This window comes from Bacillus sp. NPDC094064, assembly GCF_050279585.1.
Lineage (GTDB): Bacteria > Bacillota > Bacilli > Bacillales > Bacillaceae_G > Bacillus_A.
On sequence record NZ_JBNNUI010000005.1, the window covers coordinates 211,389 to 234,649 of the forward strand.

Consider the following 23,261-nt stretch of genomic DNA (forward strand, 5'->3'; position numbering starts at 1 on the left):
TTTACTGACACTCTTTGTATAAACTACTCTATGTAATATATTTCAGCAAAATTCTACAAACCTCATTGTAACATCAAACGGTTTCCAATTCGGATACAGTTTTGTTACAGTTATGTTACATCCCCGAAAAAGAGAAACGAGCTGCTGTAATTTATTAACCCGAAATGCTTTTTGGGCAAATTATACACTCAGCTCGTTTATTAAACATTTTCTTATTTATGTTCCGCTAACCATTCAGCTACTTTTTTCGCGTCCTCACCTTGAATAAGTCCTGGTGACATTGAACCGCGGCCCTTTTTAATAATTTCTTCGATATCTGCAGCATCATACTTACCGCCTACTTTTCTTAAATCAGGTCCAGTTGCCCCCGATAAATCTGTCGCGTGACATCCAGCACAACTTCTTTGGAAAATTTGTTCCGCGCTATCTGTGCTTGCAGATTGTTTCGAAGATTTACTCTCTTCTTTATTTCCGCACGCCCCTAAAGCAAAAACGACTGATGTCCCTAACGCAATAGCCAACAATTTCTTTTTCACTTCTATCGCTCCCCATCGTTGATATTCTTTTCATTTCTAACACACTCATTTTCATTATAAACATTATCTTTATATAGAAAAACTCAGGTATATTTCATCTTCTTCAAAAATGTAGTGAGAACCCTGATAGAACAAAGATTTCCTAAGTTGTTTCAATTATGTGAACACCGTAGAAACTTCAGCAAAGTACCTTTTTCCAAAAATCAAACTAGAAAAACTCCGTATAAAGTCCTACTCTATTACCGCTCTATTTTACTATTCTCTACTTTTTACAAAACAATATACACCATTGTATTCTACATATACTCCCATCAAAAAGAGAAGTTGTCGTTTCCAACTTCTCTTCCTCAGCACTTCATCCATATAAATAAAGTAATACTCTTTATATCCTCTATGCCCCCATTATGTGCCGACAATTTTGTTGGCCTTTTTTCTTATCCCGCAGTAGCGGGCAGTAAGACCCCCACCTCAAAATTCAGCGAGAGCTGAGAAGTTAGGTGGGGAATGCTCCCCACTGATTAAAGTTTCACTTTATTAGATACGAGAACGTAAGTAAGCATCAATAAATGGATCAATTTCTCCATCCATAACAGCTTGCACGTTACCAACCTCTGTATTTGTGCGGTGATCTTTTACAAGAGAATATGGGTGGAATACGTACGAACGGATTTGGCTACCCCATCCGATTTCTTTTTGCTCCCCGCGGATTTCATCTAACTCCGCTTGTTGCTCTTCTAGTTTCTTTTGATATAATTTCGCTTTTAACATTTTCATCGCATGCTCACGGTTTTTAATTTGAGAACGCTCTGATTGACATGTTACAACCGTATTTGTCGGTGTATGTGTAATACGAACTGCTGAATCCGTCGTATTAATGTGCTGTCCACCAGCTCCACTTGCACGGTACGTATCAATTTTCAAGTCTTCTGTACGCACTTCAATTTCAACTTCATCATTAAACTCCGGTACAACTTCACAAGATACGAACGATGTATGACGGCGACCTGAAGAATCGAATGGTGAAATACGTACAAGACGATGTACGCCTTTTTCTGCTTTTAAGTAACCGTAAGCGTTATGACCTTTAATTAATAAAGTAACGCTCTTAATACCAGCTTCATCACCTGGTAAGTAGTCAACAGTCTCTACTTTAAATCCACGTTTTTCAGCCCAGCGTGTATACATACGTAATAGCATAGAGCCCCAGTCTTGTGACTCTGTTCCACCTGCACCTGGGTGTAATTCTAAAATCGCATTATTTTTATCATAAGGATCACTTAATAGTAACTGAAGCTCATACTCATTCATTTCTTGAATTAAGCCTTTTACTTCTGATTCTAATTCCTCATGTAAATCTTCATCATACTCTTCTTTTAAAAGCTCATGCGTTATTTCTAAATTTTCGAATGTCTCATCTAACTTACGGAACTTTCCAACCATATCTTTTAACGCATTTGCTTCGTTAATGACAACTTGTGCGCCTTGTTGGTCATCCCAAAATCCTGCAGCCATCATTTTTTCTTCTAATTCTGCAATTTGTTTCTCCTTAGTAGGGAGGTCAAAGAGACCCCCTAAAAGCCGCTAATCTCTTAGCCATTTTCTCTAATTCCTGTCTAATTTCTACTAATTCCATTTCCTTCACCTCTATGTAATTGCTGTTACTTTCGTATGAAAACAAGGGAAACTCTCTCCACTTATTACGGAGAGAGTCCAGTCCTTCTTAATTATACATTTTTAATGTAAAAGTTTGCAAAACAGTCTAGGCTACCGACTTTTATTACTTCCCAATACCACAACAGTTTTTATACTTTTTACCACTACCACACTTACATAAATCATTGCGGCCCACTTGGTCACCTTTTACAACTGGCTTTTTCTTCGCTTCTTCGCCATCGCTAGATGGATGAATAGCTTCACCTTGAGCAACTTCTTGACGTTCTAAGTTTTGTTCAATTTCAGCTTTCATAATGTAACGAGAAATTTCTTCTTCAATAGAAGCAATCATTGACTCGAACATTGCGAATCCTTCCATTTGATACTCACGAAGTGGATCGATTTGACCGTAAGCACGTAAATGAATACCTTCACGAAGGTGATCCATCGCATCAATGTGCTCTGTCCATTTCGTATCTACAACACGGAATACAACAACTTTTTCGAACTCACGCATTTGCTCTTCTGGCATAAGCTTTTCTTTGTCGTTATAACGCTCTAATAATTGTGCAATGATTGGTTCGCTCATTTCTTCTGGAGCAAGGCGACGTAACTCTTCCTCTTTTACATCTCCTTCTTGCAGAAGGTTTGTATTTAAGTAGTCAACAAGACCTTTAATGTTCCAATCCTCTTCAATTTCCTCTTGTGTATGAAGCGCAACTGCACGCTCTACTGTAGATTTCATCATACCTTCAATAATGCCGCGTAAGTTCTCAGACTCCATTACTTCTTGACGCTGTTTATAAATAACTTCACGTTGCTGACGAAGTACATCATCGTATTGTAGTAACTGCTTACGCGCGTCATAGTTATTTCCTTCTACACGTTTTTGCGCAGATTCTACCGCACGAGAAACCATTTTACTTTCGATTGGCTGTGAATCATCCATACCAAGACGATCCATCATAGATTTCATATTATCTGAACCGAAGCGGCGCATTAATTCATCTTCCATTGATAAGTAGAACTGCGTAACACCAGGATCCCCTTGACGACCAGCACGACCACGTAACTGATTATCAATACGACGGCTTTCATGACGCTCTGTACCGATAACTGCAAGACCAACGTTTTTAATATCGTCCCCAAGCTTAATATCCGTACCACGACCAGCCATGTTTGTCGCAATCGTTACAGCACCTTTAATACCAGCTTCTGCAATGATATCTGCTTCACGCGCATGGTTTTTTGCGTTTAAGATGTTATGACGTACACCTTTACGTGTTAACATTTTTGAAATAAGCTCTGACGTTTCAATTGCAACTGTACCAACAAGAATTGGTTGCCCTTGTTTATGACGATTTACAATATCCTCAACAACTGCATTGAATTTACCTTCCATTGATTTGAAGATTAAATCCGCACGGTCATCACGAATAATATCTTTATTCGTTGGAATTACGATAACATTCATATTGTAAATACTACGGAATTCTTCTTCTTCCGTTTTCGCTGTACCAGTCATACCAGATAACTTTTCGTACATACGGAAGTAGTTCTGGAACGTAATTGTTGCAAGCGTCATACTTTCATTTTGAATTTCTACGCCTTCTTTTGCTTCAATAGCTTGGTGTAAACCTTCGCTATAACGACGACCTTTCATAAGACGACCAGTGAATTGGTCTACAATTACAATTTCGCCTTCTTGTACAACATAATCTGTATCAAGGTGCATAACAACGTGCGCACGAAGTGCCTGATTAATATGGTGAAGAAGTGCTACATGTTTTAAATCGAATAAATTTTCAATATGGAAAGCTTTCTCCGCTTTCGTAATACCATCTTCTGTTAACATTACATTTTTCGTCTTCACATCAAATGAATACTCTTTTTCATTTTCTAACGTACGAACGAATGCATTTGCAAACATGTATAACTCTGCTGATTTTTGAGCTTGTCCAGAAATAATAAGTGGCGTACGTGCTTCATCGACTAAAATAGAATCGACTTCATCGATAATAGCAAAATGAAGTGGACGTTGAACGCGCTGCTCTTTATATAACACCATGTTGTCACGTAAGTAATCGAATCCAAGTTCATTATTTGTGCTGTACGTAATATCAGCAGCATAAGCTTCTTGTTTCTCTTCGCGTGACATACTGTTTAAGTTAATTCCTACTGTTAAGCCTAGGAACTCATGAAGTTGTCCCATTTCGCTCGCATCACGTTGCGCTAAGTATTCATTGACTGTAACAACGTGAACACCTTTTCCTGTTAAAGCATTTAAATATACAGGTAATGTCGATGTTAACGTTTTACCTTCACCCGTTTTCATCTCAGAGATATTCCCTTCATGCAGGGCAATACCACCCATTAACTGCACACCATACGGACGCATTCCAAGAACACGAGTCGCAGCTTCACGAACAACCGCAAAAGCTTCAGGTAGTAGATCATCTACTGTCTCACCTTTTGTTAGACGTTCTTTAAATTCAAGCGTCTTTCCTTTTAATTGTTCATCAGTTAAAGGCTTAATAGATGATTCTAATGCATCAATTTGCTCAACTGTCTTCTGCATACGTTTAATTTGGCGTTGATTTACATCAAATACCTTTTTTAAAATACCGATCATAGGAAATACGCTCCTCTTTTTATTAAAATAAAACTTCCGATTGTTTTTCTTTTTCTCTATTACAATCAGTCGTTATAAAAATCAAATATATGTTATGCCAATTTTTCTCCTAATTAAAAAAACTAAAATGTATATACCTAATGATAATTGTAACACTTGTCTTATAACTATGACAACAATCGGCGGAATGTCGAGTTCTAAATTAGGAAAAGTTTTTTAAAAATCTATTTGTAGCAAAAAAAGCGCAGCCTCTTTCGGCTGCGCTTTCGAATTATTATTTAGTTTCGATTAAACCGTATTTCCCATCTTTACGGCCATATACAACATTAGTTTCATTTGTATCAGCATTTGTGAAGACGAAGAAATTATGTCCTAGCATATCCATTTGTAGGATTGCTTCTTCAACGTCCATCGGTTTTAAATCGAATCGTTTTGTACGTACAAGTTCTAATTCATCCTCTTCTACCTCATCCAAAACAGCTACTGCTTGTGGAAGGATAAAGTTCGTTTTCACAGAACCTTTCTCACGTAATTTACGATTTACTTTTGTTTTATGTTTACGAATTTGTCGCTCAATTTTATCAACTACTAAATCGATAGCAGCGTACATATCGCTATTAGATTCTTCTGCACGAAGTAATAAATCAGTAAACGGAATTGTTACCTCGACACGTTGCTTGTCAGAGTATACTTTTAAATTAACTTTAATCTCTGGAAATGTATCAAAATAACGCTCTAACTTACTTAATTTTTTCTCTACATATTCCTTTAATGCTGGAGTTACTTCAATATTTTCACCACGAATGTTGAATTTCATAGATGAATTCCTCCTTTCAAGCCTATGTACTATAATTTCGACACTGGCTTAAAAACTCCTTCTAACTTTTTTAAAAAAATTAGTGGAATTGCGATTTTTTTATCGTTTTTTGTTGAAATGAAAAGATGCATCGTTTCTATCTTTATTTTATCCTATTTACATCGTGAATAACGAATATAACTGTGGACAATTCGTTACAGAAATGAAACAACTTTTTGACAACGCTACTCATAACAAAAACCCCTTGCGAAGAACAAGAGGTTCTACTATATATAACGTTGCCACAAACGCAGCTTTCTCTTCCCAAAAACAATATCCCTACAGTTTTACAACATTAGCTGCTTGTGGTCCGCGTGCTCCATCTACAATGTCAAACTCGACTTGTTGCCCTTCTTCTAACGACTTATATCCATCTTGTTGAATAGCAGAAAAATGAACAAACACATCATCACCATCTTCACGCTCAATAAACCCAAATCCCTTTTCTGCATTGAACCATTTCACTCTTCCTTGCATGTTCATTCCATTCCCTTCACTCTAAAAATCAGGGCATTTGCCCCATAATTTGACTATAACGAATGACAACATATGAAGTCAAAGAAGACTTATCGTCTTTTTATTATCTCTTTCGACAGTTACAGATTAACTTCTACAGAGCGTCAAACTAGAAACTTCTCTCGCTCCTCTATCGTATAAAAGCCTCCCAATTTGTCTAACGGTAATTCCTGTCGTATATACATCATCAACGAGTAAAATATGTTGTCCATGAAACATCTCTTCTCCCTGAAAATAAAAAGGATTACTTCCCGACACCCTTTCTTTACGCGTCTTTTTACTTTGCTTCTCTGTTTCTATTCTGCTTAACGATGTATGAGACACACTAACAGGTAAACAAGCTGCCAATAACTCTGCTTGATTAAAACCACGCTCATATTCTCGTTCCCTACTAAGTGGAACAACCATAACAACTGAAACATGTATAAAGTACTTTTGAAAAAGACTACGAAAAGGTTGATAAAACATATGAAATAACTCAGCGTCACCACGAAACTTAAACTGTGCTAGTATACGTTTCATCTCATCATCGTACACGTACAACGAGCGATTTTTAAGCGGACGATATCCCTCCTCATTTATCCACCTTACACAATCCATGCAAATGTCATTTTCTTTATATCGAGTAGGCAAGTCATTTAAAGGACGACCACAATCCATGCAAATGTCTCCTATAATATAGGAAAGTTTCCGCTCACATCTATCACACATATGTTTTCTATGAAACTTTACAAAAAAAGTGTACCAACTAACTGTTTCTACAATACGCTCATCACAAAGTAGACAATGCATTAATCGATCAACCCTTGTTCTTTCGCATTTTTGTTCATACTTTGAATATGCTTTTTCGCACGTACCATCGCCTCTGTCTTACCGTAATGAAAATAAACGACCTCGCCATACGGTTCCTCAAAACTTCGACCTACCCGGCCTGCAATTTGTACGAGCGCACTTTCTGAAAATATTTCTTCTTCCGCCCCTAAAACCGCAACTTGTAAATTCTTCACAGTTACTCCTCTCTCTAAAATTGTCGTTGTAACTAATAACGGAATTTCTCCCTTTCTGAACGCTGCGACTTTCTCTTTTCTCATCGAATCTTCTGCATGTACACCTTCAACTTTATTGTGCAACGATTTCAATAACGAGCTTATTTCTTCTATATATCGTACATGGGGAACGAATAAAAAAACGGGATACTTCTTGTTTAAGTATATGTTTAACCATTGTAGTAAAACTCGGGGAATTCTTTTACGATTGAGGCTTTTCTTCCAATTTCCGCACCAGCAAAATAGGGGAACTGGCAACGGATGACGGTGGTATCGACCTGAGACAATGATACCCTTTTGTTTACCCTTTCTGAAATTGCGCTTCCACTTTTCATCTGGAGTCGCCGTTAAATAAATACTTGCGGCATTTTCTTTCATCGCTTGTTTCACTGCATAGTGCAGCATTTGGTCTGCATAATAAGGAAAAGCATCTATCTCATCTACAATCATGACATGGAACGCTCTATAGTAACGCAGTAGTTGATGAGTCGTCGCAACGACTAATGCGGCATCTTTTTCCCGTTCTGCACTACCTCCATATAAAGCAGCTACATGTATATTCGGGAACACTTCTTGTATCCTTGGTGCTAATTCAAGTACAACATCCGTCCTTGGTGTTGCGATACAAACCCTTTCTCCCTTTTGAAGCGCCTCTGCAATACCGTAAAATAACATTTCTGTTTTTCCAGCCCCGCACACAGCCCAAATAAAAAACGATTCTTTCTGCTTAACAGCATCCAGGGCACCTTTTGCCGCTAACTTCTGGCCAGTAGACAAGGTGCCTTTCCACTGTAGTGGATTCAGATCACTTTCTCCTTTCCTTTCAGCAATCCCGCGAACAAGTACAGCACATTCACTTACCCTCCCCATCGTTATACACTTCCGGCAATACGTGCAGACTTTATTGCACCTTTTGCACAGAAATGATGCAAATAGCCGCTGCTCTATATTTCCACATCGCTGACACATATATTTAGAACCCTTCTTTTTTATACCTTGTACACATGTAACCTTCCCTTTCTTTTTCAAACCATCTAAATTATCCCGCACATCTGAAGAAAGCTCCTCTAGTAATAACTGTTTCCCAGCTTGCATCAACAACCACCTCCAGCTCCACTATAAATCTTTCTCATACTCTCGTAAAAACTCAAAAAAGCCGATAACCTACTTATAAAATAGTAAGCTATCGACTTTATACACATTATTTATTCAATTATAAATCCTATAATCTACCATAACCTAAGAAATGTTTTTGGTTGTATGAGCTATTTACGCTACCGTAAGTAACACCTGTTGACTCATCAGCAGCATGAATCATTTGACCGCCACCAATGTAAATACCAACGTGAGATACGCCTGCTCTGTAAGTACCTTGTAAGAAGATAAGATCTCCCGGTTTCGCTTCAGATGGGCTAATCTTTTGTACTGAACTCCATAAACTTCTAGTATCTTGACGACCTAAACCGTAAACGTAAGAGATTAATCCACTACAGTCAAAACCGCCGTTTGAAATTGACGAACTACCCCATACGTATTTTAGACCTACTAAACCTTTAGCTTTTTCAACAACATCTTGTCTTCCGCCACCATCATTACTTGGTGCTGGAGCTGGAGTTGGTGCTGGAGCTGGTTTTTTCGCTTCTTCTTTTTTCGCTTGTCCATTATTGTTTGCTGGAGCTGCTTGTGTTTGTGCTGGTTGAGCTGGAGCCTGCGCTGGTTGAGCTGATTGAGCAGCTTGCTCTGCTTGTTTTTGAGCAGCAGCTTCTTGTGCAGCTTTTTCTTGCGCTTCTTTTTCAGCAATTTGTTGTAATTTTAACGCTTGTTGTTCAAGCTCTTTTAATTGACTTTCTGTGCTTGTCATCGTAGTTACAACTGTTTCCATTTTACCGCTTAAATCATTTACTGCAGTTTCTTTTTTTGCTTTTTCAGCGTCAAGTTCTTTCTTAGCAGTTTCAATTTGAGCTTGTGCTTCTTTTAATTCTTTTTGCTTTTCTTTTACCATTTCAACATCTTTTTTCACGTTCGCTTGATCTTCTTGTTGTGTTTTCATGATATCTTCGTCAGACTCAAGAATTTTAGAAACAGAATTTAAACGATCAACTAAATCTGCAATGTTTTTAGAGTTTACAAGAACTTCTGTTACAACGTTCGTATTTGGTTGTTCTTGAAGTGCAACTAAACGCTTTCTTAATAACTCTTCACGTTTTGCAATCTTTGTTTGTAATTCTGCAATATCTTTATTTTTCTTTTCGATTAATTGCTCAGTATCAGAAACTTTTTTCGTTGTTTCATCAAGTTTTGCAGCATTTTCTTGAACAGACTTATCTAAACCTTGAATTGTTTTGTTTAAGTCATTCATTTGTTTTTGTAATTCATCACGCTCTTGTTGTTGTTTATGTAAATTGTCATTTTGTGTATTAATTTGTGATTTCACATCTGAAATATTATCTTCTGCAAATGCACTTGGTGTTAGTCCTGAAAACATTAACCCTGCAACTAATGCGCAAGATGCCATTTTTAGCTTTTTCATTTTATTTTTTACACCGCTTTCTTTTTTCATTTTCCGTATATAACCTATAAATTTTATACCATAATTCGGGATTTTTTTTACCAATGTTACGCTTTTGTAAAACAAATGTAATATTATATGTAACTCTATCGCAAAATACGTATAATTTTGTATGTATGTGTAGAATTTTAAAAGGTTCAACCCACTTTTCATAAACAAAGAAAAAACGTAAGGAATCCCTTACGTTTTGTTACATATACAAATGAAATCGAAATGCTATTTCATCCATTTCTCAGCCCAATTTTGGACTTCATCCATAACACTTTCTAACGCTTTTCCTTTGTCAGTTAAGCCATACTCAATTCGAACCGGTACTTCTGGATAAACATTACGAACTACAATGCCTTCGCTCTCCAATTCCTTTAAACGCTCTGACAACATACGATCGCTCATATTCGGTATAATATCTGCGATTTCTCTAAAACGTTTCGATTCTTCAAGCAAAGATTTAATAATTAAGCCAGTCCATTTTTTACTAAGCAAAGTAAAAGCAGACTCAAACTTTGGACATAAACAAGAATTATGCTCCATATGTTTCACCTCTCCTCTATTATAATATAGTTTCTTGTAAAAAGTAAGTTATAAAACTTTTCTCGTTATTTTATTTTACGTACATTTTATCATTTCCAAATATTAACTTGTCAACTATACGCAAAATATCCGTAAAAAAACCCTCTTCAAAAAGAGAGCTTTTTATAACTTATTACTTCGTGTACCATCCAAGACCTAGTGCACCTTCACCTAAATGCGTACCAATTACAGCACCAAAATAACCTATGCGGATTGTGACATGAGGATATTTTGCTTCTAATTCTGCCTTCCATTCATTCGCTTCCTCTTCACGCTGCGCATGAATGATGACAGCTTCCATAGGTACACCTTTACTTGCTTGCTCATCAAAAATTTCAACAATGCGTTTTAACGCTTTTTTACGCGTACGAATCTTTTCAAAAGGAATAATGATTTTATCTCTGAAATATAAAACGGGCTTCACTTGTAACAAACTACCAATGAAAGCTTGCGCACTATTTAATCGTCCGCCACGTTGTAAATGATGTAAATCATCCACTACAAAATAAGCGTCCATCGTTTGCTTCATTTCATCAAAACGAGTAATGATCTCTTTCGGATCCTTTCCTTCACTTGCTAGTTTTGCCCCTTCACGTACATAGAATCCTTGCACTTCACAACTAATTTCAGAGTCGTACGTATATACATCAATACCCTCTACCATTTGTCCGGCTGTCGTTGCAGTTTGGTATGTACCACTAATCCCACTTGAAAGATGGATGCTAATAACCGCATCATAATCCTTAGATAGTTCTTCAAATAACTCAACAAACTTTCCGATTGCTGGCTGAGAAGTTTTCGGAAGTTCTTCTTGCTCACGTACTTTCACATAGAAATCATCTACTGAAATTTCAGCTTCTTCTTGATAAGATTCTGTTCCAAACACAACGTTTAATGGAATCATATATATATTGAGTTCTTCACGAATATGCTTCGGTATATATGCTGTACTATCAGTAACAATAGCTGTTTTCATTTTCGTACCTGCCTTATAAAAAGTTTTTATTCCCTAAGTTTACACGAAAACTAAAAATGGTGCATCCATACATAAAAATGCTAGTCAAAAATTATACTCACCATCCCGACAAATTACAACAAAAAGGTGAAATACTCATCAAAAATTTCAACAGTTTTGCAAAAAATGTTTGAATATAAAAACGCCCGCTTTTAAAATGTAAAGTACTAGTCATTTTGATAGATAGGGGCGTATACGAGTGCTATTACAATATTTTACAATCAAAGACTACGGCGAACACGAAATTGTCATTCAAAAATCAAGATTTATCTGTTACATTAGCCGAGCTACAACCGAAGAAGAAGCTCAAGAATTTATACAAAAAATCAAAAAACAAAACTGGAACGCAACACATAACTGTTCCGCGTATTTAATTGGCGAACAAGATCAAATCCAAAAAGCAAATGATGATGGCGAACCTAGCGGTACAGCTGGCGTTCCTATGTTAGAGGTGCTAAAAAAACGCGATCTAAAAGATACCGTCGTTGTCGTTACACGCTATTTTGGCGGCATTAAACTTGGTGCAGGTGGATTAATTCGTGCATACGGAAAATGTACAAGCGAAGGTATTAATTATGTCGGTGTTGTCGAGCGAAAACTAATGCGTGTTATGCAGACCGAAATTGATTACACATTACTTGGTAAGTTAGAAAATGAATTACGCAATTCAAAATATGCCATTAAAGAGATTCATTATCTAGAAAATGTCACATTTGATACGTATGTAGAAGAAGATGGAAAACAATCATTCACGGATTGGATGATTGAATTAACAAATGGGAAATGTACAATTACAGAGGGAGATATGTTGTACTTAGAACAAGATGTTCTCTAAGCATAGCTAGCTTATCCCCCTTTAAAGATTAATGTAGTGAATTACCTTCCTACAAATGAACTAAGGAGATTATATATGGAAGAACGTTATTATCATCTCCAAAATAGCAGAATAAAAAAGAAACGTAGAAGGAAGTTTTTCTACTTCCTTATTTTCGCATTTTTATTTGGCAGTGTAGGCCTTTATATATTAAATTCCTACACTTCTCTCATGGGGATGTATAGTGGTTTTACTCGTGAAAAATCGGATTTAAGAACCGAAGATGTCGAAATTACAAAGGAACCTTTTACAGTCCTCATTATGGGGATAGAGGATTATGCAACAGACGGACAAAATGGTCGTACAGACTCATTAATGTTTGCAACAGTCAATCCGAAAACGCAAAAGGTATCGCTTATGAGTATCCCTCGCGATACGCGCGTTCCCATTGCCGGGAAGGATAAAGAAGACAAAATTAACGCTGCACATGCTTACGGCGGAGAAAAAATGGCAATTAAAACTGTCGAAAACTTTCTAAAAGTTCCTGTAGACCATTACATCAAAATTGATTTCCAAGGCTTCAAAGGTATCGTTGATGCTGTTGGCGGTGTTACCGTTGATGTCCCCTTCGATTTTTGGGAACGTTCTGACGTGGATTACTACAAAAAAATCGAATTTAAGCAAGGGCAACAACAATTAAATGGTGAAGAAGCACTCGCATACGTACGTATGCGAAAACAGGATCCAAACGGCGATTATGGCCGCGCAACTAGACAAAGACAGTTACTAGCAGCTGTTGCTCAAAAACTAAATTCGGCCTCTACTGTATTTAAAATTAAAGATTTAACAGATGTCGTTGGAAAATATATAAAAACCGACATTCCTGTTTCTGATGGACTTGCTCTTTACAATAAACTCTCTGGTTTTGATCCTTCTACAATCCAAACGCTAAAGCTTGAAGGAGAAGACAAAAAAATAGGCGGTATTTATTACTTCCTTCCAGATCCAATTAGTGTAGAGACGACACGTAAGGAAATTGAAAAAGAACTAGGGGAAAAAGAAACACCTTCAACAGATTCAACTAGCTCAAATTCCGACTCAAATGCTCACTCTAACGAAAAACCAAAGAAAGACACGAGTGAGAATAAAACACCAACTGAGCCACCGCCTTCTACAAATGCTCATGCAGAGTGGATTATGAGAAATCAGCAATAACAAAAAGAGCCAAATCGCATAAGATTTGGCTCTTTTTTGTTTACTTATTGAAGTATTGTAAAATCGCTTCTACAATACGTTCTGATGCATGACCGTCACCGTAAGGGTTAGATGCTTTCGTCATCTTATCATGAGCTTCTTTATTTGATAACAACTCATCAGCAAGATTAAAGATTGTCTCTTCGTCTGTTCCTGCTAATTTCAATGTACCTGCTTCAATCCCTTCTGGGCGCTCCGTTGTATCACGAAGAACAAGAACTGGTACACCAAGTGATGGTGCTTCTTCTTGTACACCGCCAGAATCCGTTAACATTAAGTATGAACGAGCTGCAACGTTATGGAAATCAATTACGTCTAACGGCTCAATTAAATGAATGCGGTTATGTTCGCCTAAAATATCATTCGCCGTTTCACGAACAACAGGGTTCATATGAACCGGATACACAACTTGTACATCTTCATGCTTATCAACAAGACGCTTAATTGCACGGAACATATTACGCATCGGTTCACCTAAGTTTTCACGACGGTGAGCTGTCATAAGTACAAGACGATCACTTCCAAGTTTCTCTAGTACAGGATGACTATATGTTTCTTTTACAGTCGTTTTTAATGCGTCAATCGCTGTATTTCCTGTTATGAAAATGCGTGACTCATCTTTATTTTCTTTCTGTAAGTTCTTTGCTGATTTTTCTGTCGGTGAGAAATGAAGATCCGCCATTACACCTGTTAATTGACGATTCATCTCTTCTGGATATGGAGAATACTTATCCCATGTACGAAGTCCTGCTTCCACATGACCTACTGGAATTTGATTATAGAAAGCAGCTAAGCTTGCAATAAATGTTGTCGTTGTATCACCATGTACAAGTACAATATCGGGCTTCGCTTCTTTCATTACTTTATCCAAACCTTCTAAACCACGTGTTGTAATATCAATTAAGGTTTGACGATCTTTCATAATATTTAAATCGAAATCTGGCGTAATTCCAAAGATATTTAATACTTGATCTAACATTTGACGATGTTGTGCTGTTACAGTCACAATCGATTCAATTTTTTCTGGGTGTTTTTGCAACTCTAATACAAGAGGTGCCATTTTAATTGCTTCTGGACGTGTCCCGAAAATTGTCATTACTTTTAAACGTTCAGTCATTTCATTGCCTCTTTTCTTTCACTAGTTACAACTTCTATTATGACATATAAGAATATGCATGGATACATGCCTTTTTAACGAATAACAGAAACATTTCTATTACAAATGCTTTGTCTGCCAATCGAGTAATAATCAATCGATTGCTTCTTGGCATCCTCATCAGTATAACAATTTCTCCCATCAAATAAAATAGGCTCTCTCATAAGTTGTTCGTACTTTTCTAACGGATAAGCTCGAATAGCTTCCCATTCTGTTACGATGAAAGCTGCACTCGCTCCCCTAATCGTTTCATCTATACATTCACTATATTGTATAGTCTCCCCAAATATATTTTTTACATTTCGAGTCGCCTTTGGATCATATAGAACTACATCCGCACCTATATTAAGTAATTCCCCTATTATAATAAGAGATGGTGCTTCTCTAATATCATCCGTATTCGGCTTAAATGTCGCTCCAAGAACCGCAATCCGCTTCTTATTCATATTTATTACTTCTTTCGCCTTTTCAACCAATAACAACTGTTGTTTATTATTCACTTCAATAACTGCTTTTAACAAGCGAAAATCATGCGCCACATTCCCTGCAATTTGCACAAGCGCTTTCGTATCTTTCGGAAAACACGATCCTCCATAGCCGATGCCGGCATGTAAAAAGGATGCACCAATCCTCTTATCCATTCCCATTCCTTTTGCAACATCTAATACATTTGCGCCTACCTTCTCACATATATTTGAAATTTCATTAATAAAACTAATCTTTGTAGCTAAAAAGGCATTCGATGCATATTTAATCATCTCTGCACTTTTAATATCCGTAACATACGTTTGTAAGCTTAATTCACTATACAAACTCCCCACTCTTTGCGCCACTTCCTCATTATCTGCGCCAATTACGATACGATCTCCCTGAAAAAAATCGTAAACACCTGAACCTTCCCGTAAAAATTCTGGATTCGATACGATATGTAATGCATGCCTCCCCCGTAACTTCTCCTCAATCCATCCTTTTATAGCGTCATTCGTCCCTACAGGAACCGTACTTTTCGTAACAACAATAATGTCGTTCGTCACATATGTCCCAATATCATCACAAGCACTTTGAATGTATGTTAAATCTGCTGTCCCATCTAATAAAGATGGCGTTCCAACTGCAATAAATATAATCTCTGCATCGTGAAATGCCTGAACTTTATTTGCAGTAAAAGTTAAGCGATCCTTCTCACATGCATCATGTATTAATTCATGTAAGCCAGCTTCATAAATAGGCAGATTCCCTCGTTTTATCTGTTCAATTTTTTCATCATTTATATCAAAACACGTAACTGAATGTCCCAATATTGCCAACCCTACACCTGTAATCAAGCCAACATATCCAGTCCCTATTATCGTAATTTTCATTTCCCTTTCGCACAGGAATATACAGTAGAAAATATACGAATACATAGCGTGCTCCCTGCGCTTCCCCCTCTCACATTAAAAATGAGAAAACCTTTTTACTCCTTTATTATATGAATTACTTTCTCCATTCTTTTTTAAGTTTTTGTAAAATTAAAGGCAGACTTTAATCAGTTGGAGTTTTGTCCATTCCCCACTGATTATTAGCCCACACCAATCAGACTTTTGCGGGTAACACACAAATAGCGAGATAAATTCCCACATTTTAACACGGAACTTACTCATTTCTACGTGTAACACTTATAATACTGAAATAAAAGTATTCACTGCCTAAGAAAAATAGGACATGTCATATTCCAAAGCCTGATACGAATAACCTTCCCAAATGATCTAACATTCTGTATACGATTGTCATATATTCTATCCGCTTCCATTTACCGTAAAAAGAAAAAAAGATTGAATTCTAATCTTTTTGTGATACCATATGTTATGAGCCTGTAAATAAACATCATAATTTTCAGATAAATACATTTAAAAAAAATTACGTTAGACTATAAAAGGGTGGGGTATTAATGGACTCACAAGTGATTTATGCCATTTTGGCATCATTCATCACTGTACTCGTCGTTACTCCTTTAGTTATTAAATTAGCTTTTAAAATAGGAGCAACAGATAAGCCAAACGCACGTAAAGTACACCAAAAAATTATGCCTCGTCTTGGCGGGTTAGCAATATTTATCGGTGTAGCTGTAGGATTTGTGGTCGGTGGCTTATATGAACAAAGAATGTTATCGATAACGTTAGGTGCAATCATCATCGTAATCATTGGGATTTTAGATGATATGTACGAGTTATCTGCGAAAGTAAAATTCGGTGGACAACTATTAGTTGCCATTATGATTGTAAAAAGTGGATTATTAGTGCAAGTATTATATATTCCAATTCTCGGGGATACTGAACTTGGATGGCTTGCTTATCCAATTACAGTATTTTGGATTGTAGGTATTACAAATGCAATCAACTTAATTGACGGCTTAGATGGATTATCTGCTGGTATTTCATCTATCGTACTAGCAACGCTAGCATATATGGCCTTCACTAGCCCATGGGGTACTGGAACAGCAATTATTTTACCTCTAGCATTAATTGCACTTGCAAGTACACTTGGATTTTTATTCTATAACTTCCATCCAGCAAAGATTTTCATGGGAGATACAGGAGCACTATTTTTAGGATACTGTATTTCTGTTATATCGTTACTTGGATTATACAAAAGCGTAACGTTATTCAGTTTTATCGTTCCAATTATCATTTTAGGTGTACCTATATTTGATACGACATTTGCAATTATCCGTCGTATCGTAAATAAAAAGCCTATTTCCGCACCAGATAAATCGCATTTACATCACCGTTTACTTGCAATGGGCTTCTCTCATCGTAAAACGGTACTAATTATATACGCATTCGGTATTTTCTTTAGTGTGAATGCTATTATTTTCAGTAGTGCGACATTATGGTTATCCATTACTCTTCTGTTCGTTTTAATCTTCTTTACAGAAATTATTGCTGAAGTAATCGGACTTGTACACGAGCGTTACAAACCAATTATTTCCTTCTATAAAAAAGTGAAAAAACGCGAAGACTAATTGTAGTATAGCCTTTACAATTATGAAATATTCAAATAGCATCCTCTTTCTTTGAAGAGGATGCTATTTTTTATTTTTTATCCCTCACTTTGTATTTCCAAAATATAGATTGTTTGAGAGTGCCTCTATTGGAGAAAGATATACATAATAAGAAATGGATTACATTTTATTTTTTACATCTTGATTGTCAAACTGAGGGTGAATGTTATGATCAAGCGAATATTTCTATACATCATTTTATTTTTAACAATTACTATGTACGCGTCATCTCATGCAGAAGCAACTACAGTTATTCCTGCTGAACTTCATCCAAATAATGCAACTACCTCTCCTACCCAAAAAATTGCGTACTTAACATTTGATGATGGACCAAACAAATATACTACGCAAATTTTAAACATTTTAAAAGAAAAGAACGGAAAAGCAACTTTCTTTGTTATTGGAGGAAAGGTGCCGCACTACAAAAAGACAATGCAGCGCTTAGTTAAAGACGGACATTATATCGGACTTCATAGCATGTCACACGATGTAAAGCGCCTTTATACTGGGGACCCTTCTACTTTAATTACAGAAATGGAGCAAGCGCAAGACATTGTCCAGCAAATTACAAAGTTAAATACACATCTCGTTCGTGTCCCCTACGGTAGTATGCCTTACTTAAAACAGAATTACCGTGACGCACTTGTATCAGCAGAATATAAAATGTGGGATTGGACCATCGATACATATGACTGGAAAAGCTATGATAATCCTTCTGCCATACTAGAAAGAGTACGTAATCAGAGCGATGAACAAGTTGAAGTTATTTTAATGCACGATTCAAGTGTTACTGTACAAATACTTCCAAAAGTAATTGATTATTTACAGTCACAAGGATACAAGCTTCTTCCTTATAATCCATCTTCTCATCTCGCAGTGAATTTCTGGAAAGACACAAGATTGTAACAGCTTTGGTGCTTATGTACTAAGGCTGTTTTATTTTTCTCTTTCCACCCTTCCCATTTTTGTGTAAAATTTTAAATAGTGATGAAGTTTCGAGGTGAATAGAAATGAAACGAATAGATCTCATTTTTAACGCAATACAAGAAGGAAATTATACAGAAGGTGTAACCGCATCAGAACTCGCTACCCTTCTAAAACTGGATCGTGCCAATGTAAGTAGCGATTTAAACAAACTTGTAAAAGATACGCGTTTATTAAAAACAAATACGCGCCCTGTTCGTTTTTATATAGAAACGAACACTTCGTTGGAAACGCATTCAAAAGATGTCACTTCATTAGATACATTTGCAATTGAAAATACAAGCCTTAAAATCGCAATTGAAAAAGCGAAAGCTTCTATTCTCTATCCTCCAAACGGTATGCATACTTTATTGCTAGGAGAAACAGGGGTCGGAAAATCTATGTTCGCTTCTTTAATGCACGAATATGCAATTGAAGTTGAACAGCTTCCAAAAAATGCGCCCTTTATCGTCTTTAACTGTGCTGATTATGCAAACAATCCACAGTTACTACTTGGACAGTTATTTGGGATTAAAAAAGGGGCTTACACGGGGGCAAGTGATCAAAAAGGGTTAATTGAAAAAGCACATGAAGGGATTCTTTTCTTAGATGAAGTACATCGGCTTCCTCCAGAGGGACAAGAAATGCTTTTCACCTTTATTGACCGCGGGGTATACCGCCGCCTTGGAGAAACAGAAAACGAGCGGAAAGCAAAAGTATTAATCATTACAGCAACGACAGAAGAACCAAATTCATTTTTATTAAAAACATTTACAAGACGTATACCGATGACTGTCACGCTCCCACCACTTCGTGAGCGTACACACAAAGAACGTTTTGCTTTACTACAACTATTTTTTACAAATGAAGCAATTCGCCTGAGAAAAGAAATTCATGTTAGCCCAAATGCAATGCGTGCTTTCGTCTTTTACAATTGTCCCAATAACATCGGTCAATTAAAAACGGATGTCCAAATTGCCTGTGCGAAAGCCTATTCTGATTTCGTGACAAAAAAACGTGACTCTGTCTACGTTTCAAGTACAGATTTACCTTGGTATATGAAAGAAGGACTGTTTATTGAAAGAAAGAGCCGCCACCTGTACCAAATACCGAATGAAACATTTGTATTTACAAGTGATGAAGGCTGGAGTAACCATAAAACAGAAGATGAAAAACGTTCTTCTATTTACGATTATATTGATTATAAATATGAAGAACTTCAAGCACGCGGTATTGAAGAGGAAGAATTAGAACTACTAATAGAAAATGATATCCAAAGCTTTTTCGTACAATATTTTAACCAAATGTCCAAAAAGACAAGTCATGAAAATGTTTTTAAAATTGTGGATCGTAATATCGTTTCCGTATGTGAAAAAATAGCGGAACTCGCTGAAAAACATTTATCTAAGACGTTTGATGAAAAAGTATTTCTCGCTTTAAGTTTACATGTACAGACAACTCTACAACGTTTACAAAGTGGGAAACAAATTCATCATCCACAATTAAATCAAATTCGTACGAAATATAAAGAAGCTTTTTCCGTAGCTATGCAATGTATTCAGCTACTAGAGGAAGAATTACAAATAACAATGCCAATTGATGAAGCAGGCTTTTTAACAATGTTCTTCGTTGTTGATCCAATTCCTGCCTCACAAACAGAAGTAAAAGTACTAATATTAGCGCACGGTAATGGCATCGCAACAGAAATGGCAAACGTGGCAAACGAACTTCTCGGCATTGAGGACGTAACCGGTATTGATATGCCGTTACATGAATCACCGAAAGATTTCTTAGAGCGTGTCAAAGTGTATATGAAAACACTGCAAAATGTAAACGGACTTCTCTTACTTGTTGATATGGGATCGCTCGCTTACATTGGTGATATATTAGAAACTGAGTTCAAAATTCCAGTGCGTATTCTTTCTATGACAAGCACACCACACGTATTAGAAGCGGCACGGAAGGCTCAGCTCGGGTATTCATTAGATGCACTATATGAAACAGTAAAAAATTTAACACCGTTTTACTTAAACGTACAAGAAGAAAAGAAAAAGCCACTCTCTCCAATGAAGTCTGTTATTCTGACAGCTTGTTTAACTGGGGAAGGAAGTGCTTTAGCAATTCAAAAAATGTTAGAGAACTATTTACGATTTGATAAAGAATTAATCGAAATTATTCCGATTAGTATCGTCCATGAAAAAGATTTAACAAAAATGATTGAGAACATAAAAAAAGAACGTAATATCATTTGTATCGTCACGAATTTCGATGTACAAGTACCGTGCTTAACATATCATTTTCAAGACATTGTAAACTACACAGCCATTCAGCCAATTCAAGAATTGATTACGTATGAAGAAACATATGCAAAAATGGCTGATATTCTTGAACAACAAATGCAACGTAACGACGGGGCATTACTCATTAAAACAATTCGTTATGCATTAAATACAATTCAAGAATTAATTTCCTTACAGCTAACCCCAGATAGCTTAATGGGTGTAATTCTTCATATGAGCTGCATGGTTGACCGTCTTCAAAAAGGGGAAAGTCTCCTCCCTCATCCAGACAAAGAGAAACGACGACAAGATGAGTACTGGATGTATATGAAAGTGAAAAAAGCACTACAGCCGATTGAAAATACATTTGAAATACAAATACCCGACGACGAAGTATTTTATGTCATGGACTTCTTCATAAAAAATCAACCTGTAAAAAATTAAACGAGGCAGTTTTTGAAATATATCAACCGTAACGCGAATTATATCAGCGATTTACCGGCAATAATCGCTAAAATTTGTGACCTATATAAGAAGAAAAGGCTGTTCCAAATGGAAACAGCCTTTTCATTTACTTCTTTACTTTTCTAATCCGTCCTCTTATTTCTCCTCTTTTATGTGATTTCGTATGAACATTTACATATACATTTGCTTGAATGATTTCTTGAAGAAAGTGAACAAATGATTTTCCCTGTAAAGGCCCTTCGAAATCCTCCGCATTCATTACACCGGTAATACTCCCCTCATTCAAACTAATCCCCTGTTCTAGTGGGCCGTACAAATAAAAAACAATAGGACCTATTTGAGCGGAATTTCCTAAATGAATTTGACACGATGTGACCTTTTCTATATTTTTTAGTATGACTCTGTAATGCAATTTCGTTAAATCATCACTAAAAATAAACTCCGCAACCCCAAAAGCTTCTGTATTTACAGGAGGCACTTCCCTCTTACCTGTCAACCTCGCAAAAAAGTGTGTTGTCATAAGGCATTCTCCTTATATAAATTTCCCAGCACTACTTCTACTACTTTATGGTTTAGACATAATCATTTATGACTTTTTCAATTTTAATTACGAAGAAAAGATTCACACAATCTTTACATTGAAATCATTCCTTTAGATTTACATTCTCTTGTATAATGCACATAGAAAAAACATTATAGGGGGTCCCTTTGAAAAACAACAAATACACTTTTCACACATTATTAGAGATTTTTCTCGTTTCATTTAAATTAGGACTTACTTCATTTGGAGGTCCTGTCGCTCATCTCGGTTATTTTCATCATGAGTACATCCAAAAAAGAAAATGGATGGATGAACGAAGTTATGCTGATTTAGTCGCACTATGCCAATTCCTTCCTGGACCTGCTAGTAGTCAGGTCGGTATGGGGATTGGGTTAGTACGCGGCGGGTTATTAGGAGCTATTATTTCATGGATTGGATTCACTCTACCATCTGTTCTCGTTTTAGTATTCTTCGCTTCACTTCTTAATCAATTTGACCTTGGAAGTACTGGATGGATTCACGGACTAAAGCTCGTAGCAGTCGCAATTGTCGCTCATGCAATATGGGGAATGGCACAAAAATTAACGCCAGACCGCAATCGTGCAACGATTGCTATTGTAACTGCCGCAATCGCATTACTATGGCCAAGTAGCTGGACACAAGTTATTCTCATTATACTATCTGGCTTTATCGGCTGGTTTTTATATCGCAACCAACCAATTAGCCAATCTCAAAATATAAAAGTACCTATTTCAAAAACGATAGCAGTTTCTTGTCTCGTCTTATTCTTCGGCCTATTACTACTGCTACCAATGTTAAGACCATTCTCGTATTACATCGCTTTATTTGATAGTTTCTATCGCTCTGGCGCACTTGTATTCGGAGGCGGACATGTCGTTCTTCCCCTTCTTGAAGGTGAGTTTGTACAAAATGGAATGATGACGAAAGAGCAGTTCCTAGCTGGATACGGATTAACACAAGCAGTACCAGGACCACTATTTACATTCGCCTCTTATATAGGAGCAGTGCTAAACGGGACACCCGGGGCCATACTCGCAACAATCGCTATCTTTCTTCCTGCCTTTTTGCTTGTTATCGGTGTTTTACCATTTTGGGACAGTGTAAGAAGGATATCCTACATACAAGGTGCACTACTTGGAGTCAACGCCGCAGTTGTCGGCATTTTACTAGCAGCGTTTTACGATCCGATTTGGACGATTACAATTATGAATTCTGTAGATTTTGTCTTTGCTTCTCTTCTATTTTGCTTACTAGCTTTTTGGAAAACACCACCTTGGGTCATCGTTATAATCGGGGCCTTCGGCGGATATATTTTATCCATTGTGTAAGCAC

The 23,261-nt window shown here is 36.7% G+C and carries 19 protein-coding genes; 6 read left to right on the forward strand and 13 right to left on the reverse strand.

Features of this window, described 5'->3' with window-relative positions; translation table 11 throughout:
* Nucleotides 1-212 precede the first annotated feature (212 nt).
* The 10 genes from cccB to ACQKNI_RS13890 all read right to left on the reverse strand — a co-directional run bounded on the left by cccB (nt 213) and on the right by ACQKNI_RS13890 (nt 11,354).
* On the reverse strand, nt 213-536 hold the full coding sequence (gene cccB / locus ACQKNI_RS13845) for a cytochrome c551 (protein WP_087994224.1): 324 nt from the start codon (nt 534-536) through the stop codon (nt 213-215).
* Nucleotides 537-1,070: 534 nt separating this feature from the next.
* Nucleotides 1,071-2,169, reverse strand: a protein-coding gene (gene prfB / locus ACQKNI_RS13850) for a peptide chain release factor 2 (RefSeq protein WP_098253034.1) whose coding sequence is annotated in 2 segments (ribosomal slippage) — nt 1,071-2,096 and nt 2,098-2,169 — 1,098 coding nt in all. Because the reading frame shifts where the segments join, the coding sequence is not laid out codon by codon here.
* 144 nt (nt 2,170-2,313) lie between these two features.
* The gene (secA, locus tag ACQKNI_RS13855; protein WP_088232967.1) at nt 2,314-4,821 is read right to left on the reverse strand and encodes a preprotein translocase subunit SecA; all 2,508 of its coding nucleotides are present in this window, start codon (nt 4,819-4,821) and stop codon (nt 2,314-2,316) included.
* A 274-nt stretch (nt 4,822-5,095) separates the two neighbouring features.
* Nucleotides 5,096-5,638 carry a ribosome hibernation-promoting factor, HPF/YfiA family gene (hpf, locus tag ACQKNI_RS13860; RefSeq protein ID WP_088232966.1) on the reverse strand — a complete coding sequence of 181 codons (543 nt, stop codon included), beginning with the start codon at nt 5,636-5,638 and terminating at the stop codon, nt 5,096-5,098.
* A gap of 318 nt (nt 5,639-5,956) precedes the next feature.
* Entirely contained in the window at nt 5,957-6,154 is a 198-nt protein-coding gene (cspC, locus tag ACQKNI_RS13865) for a cold shock protein CspC (protein WP_001990088.1), read from the reverse strand.
* 126 nt (nt 6,155-6,280) lie between these two features.
* Complete coding sequence (locus ACQKNI_RS13870; protein WP_098356982.1) at nt 6,281-6,985, reverse strand: ComF family protein; 705 nt, start codon at nt 6,983-6,985, stop codon at nt 6,281-6,283.
* Nucleotides 6,985-8,334, reverse strand: coding sequence for an ATP-dependent helicase ComFA (comFA, locus tag ACQKNI_RS13875; protein ID WP_088232964.1), 1,350 nt, complete (start codon nt 8,332-8,334; stop codon nt 6,985-6,987). Before comFA ends, ACQKNI_RS13870 begins: the two co-directional genes overlap by 1 nt.
* Before the next feature lie 127 nt (nt 8,335-8,461).
* The gene (locus tag ACQKNI_RS13880) at nt 8,462-9,874 is read right to left on the reverse strand and encodes an NlpC/P60 family protein (protein WP_098253043.1); all 1,413 of its coding nucleotides are present in this window, start codon (nt 9,872-9,874) and stop codon (nt 8,462-8,464) included.
* A gap of 150 nt (nt 9,875-10,024) precedes the next feature.
* Entirely contained in the window at nt 10,025-10,339 is a 315-nt protein-coding gene (locus ACQKNI_RS13885; RefSeq protein ID WP_000400857.1) for a winged helix-turn-helix transcriptional regulator, read from the reverse strand.
* A 172-nt stretch (nt 10,340-10,511) separates the two neighbouring features.
* A complete protein-coding gene (locus ACQKNI_RS13890) occupies nt 10,512-11,354 on the reverse strand; it encodes a DegV family protein (protein WP_088232963.1) in 843 nt (280 codons plus the stop codon).
* A gap of 238 nt (nt 11,355-11,592) precedes the next feature.
* Here ACQKNI_RS13890 and ACQKNI_RS13895 point away from each other — a divergent pair, with 238 nt between their 5' ends.
* Both ACQKNI_RS13895 and ACQKNI_RS13900 read left to right on the forward strand, forming a co-directional pair.
* Nucleotides 11,593-12,228 carry a YigZ family protein gene (locus ACQKNI_RS13895; RefSeq protein WP_088232962.1) on the forward strand — a complete coding sequence of 212 codons (636 nt, stop codon included), beginning with the start codon at nt 11,593-11,595 and terminating at the stop codon, nt 12,226-12,228.
* A gap of 75 nt (nt 12,229-12,303) precedes the next feature.
* On the forward strand, nt 12,304-13,422 hold the full coding sequence (locus tag ACQKNI_RS13900; protein WP_088232961.1) for an LCP family protein: 1,119 nt from the start codon (nt 12,304-12,306) through the stop codon (nt 13,420-13,422).
* Nucleotides 13,423-13,462: 40 nt separating this feature from the next.
* Here ACQKNI_RS13900 and wecB read toward each other — a convergent pair whose 3' ends face one another.
* Nucleotides 13,463-14,578 carry a non-hydrolyzing UDP-N-acetylglucosamine 2-epimerase gene (gene wecB / locus ACQKNI_RS13905; protein WP_088232960.1) on the reverse strand — a complete coding sequence of 372 codons (1,116 nt, stop codon included), beginning with the start codon at nt 14,576-14,578 and terminating at the stop codon, nt 13,463-13,465.
* Between the two features lie 74 nt (nt 14,579-14,652).
* Nucleotides 14,653-16,023, reverse strand: a complete 1,371-nt coding sequence (locus ACQKNI_RS13910; protein WP_140417511.1) for a UDP-glucose dehydrogenase family protein — start codon at nt 16,021-16,023, stop codon at nt 14,653-14,655.
* A gap of 524 nt (nt 16,024-16,547) precedes the next feature.
* Here ACQKNI_RS13910 and ACQKNI_RS13915 point away from each other — a divergent pair.
* From ACQKNI_RS13915 to ACQKNI_RS13925, 3 genes are all read left to right on the forward strand, one after another.
* Nucleotides 16,548-17,621: a glycosyltransferase family 4 protein gene (locus ACQKNI_RS13915; protein WP_088232958.1), complete on the forward strand. Its 1,074-nt coding sequence runs from the start codon at nt 16,548-16,550 to the stop codon at nt 17,619-17,621.
* A gap of 207 nt (nt 17,622-17,828) precedes the next feature.
* Nucleotides 17,829-18,566 carry a polysaccharide deacetylase family protein gene (locus ACQKNI_RS13920; protein WP_088232957.1) on the forward strand — a complete coding sequence of 246 codons (738 nt, stop codon included), beginning with the start codon at nt 17,829-17,831 and terminating at the stop codon, nt 18,564-18,566.
* Nucleotides 18,567-18,670: 104 nt separating this feature from the next.
* Nucleotides 18,671-21,346, forward strand: coding sequence for a PRD domain-containing protein (locus ACQKNI_RS13925; RefSeq protein WP_088232956.1), 2,676 nt, complete (start codon nt 18,671-18,673; stop codon nt 21,344-21,346).
* A 127-nt stretch (nt 21,347-21,473) separates the two neighbouring features.
* Here ACQKNI_RS13925 and exsM read toward each other — a convergent pair whose 3' ends face one another.
* On the reverse strand, nt 21,474-21,887 hold the full coding sequence (gene exsM / locus ACQKNI_RS13930) for an exosporium regulatory protein ExsM (RefSeq protein ID WP_088232955.1): 414 nt from the start codon (nt 21,885-21,887) through the stop codon (nt 21,474-21,476).
* Nucleotides 21,888-22,075: 188 nt separating this feature from the next.
* On the opposite strand from exsM, the gene ACQKNI_RS13935 reads away from it, so the two are divergent.
* On the forward strand, nt 22,076-23,257 hold the full coding sequence (locus ACQKNI_RS13935; protein ID WP_098253030.1) for a chromate transporter: 1,182 nt from the start codon (nt 22,076-22,078) through the stop codon (nt 23,255-23,257).
* The last annotated feature ends 4 nt before the right edge of the window (nt 23,258-23,261 follow it).